Below are 512 nucleotides of genomic sequence, written 5' to 3' on the forward strand. Positions count from 1 at the left end.
AGCCAGGCGAAGTCGCGCGCGTACACGTCGTCCATCCGCGCGGCGGCCTCGGGAGCGATCCACCAGGGCAGCTGGAAGAAGACCGAGTGGAGTTCGAGCTCCTCGGCCCACTCCATGAACTCGTACAGGCGGCCTGCCGTCGCGTTGCTGACCATGGAGTTGATGGTGACCTCGCCCCGGTACTCTCCGCTCCTGCGCAGGTCGAGCAGGGTCTTGAGGTTGCGTTCCGTCCTGGAGAACGACCTCGGTCCGCGCAGCGCCTCGTGGTCGGCTTCGAGCCCGTCGAGGCTGACCGTCAGGTTGAGGTTGCTGCCGAGCTTGAGCAGATGCTCCAGGTTGCGCTCGATGAGCAGGCCGTTCGTGCAGATGTTGACCTTGCGCGGGTAACGGACCAGGAGCTCGGCCAGTTCGCGCAGGCGGCGGTACATCAGCGGCTCGCCGCCCCACAGCCAGGTCTTGGGCCTGGTCTCGTCCGTCTCGCGGAGCAGCCGTTCGAGCACCTCGATGTCCAG

1 protein-coding gene is annotated in these 512 nt (G+C 66.6%); it reads right to left on the minus strand.

Annotation, left to right across the window (positions count from 1 at the left end; genetic code table 11):
* Positions 1 to 512 (minus strand): radical SAM protein (locus ABFX54_RS56785; RefSeq protein WP_346115642.1); only part of this gene is annotated, 512 nt, incomplete at both ends.

Origin of the sequence: Nonomuraea maheshkhaliensis, assembly GCF_039529435.1 — a bacterium.
Classification (GTDB): Bacteria; Actinomycetota; Actinomycetes; order Streptosporangiales; family Streptosporangiaceae; genus Nonomuraea; species Nonomuraea maheshkhaliensis.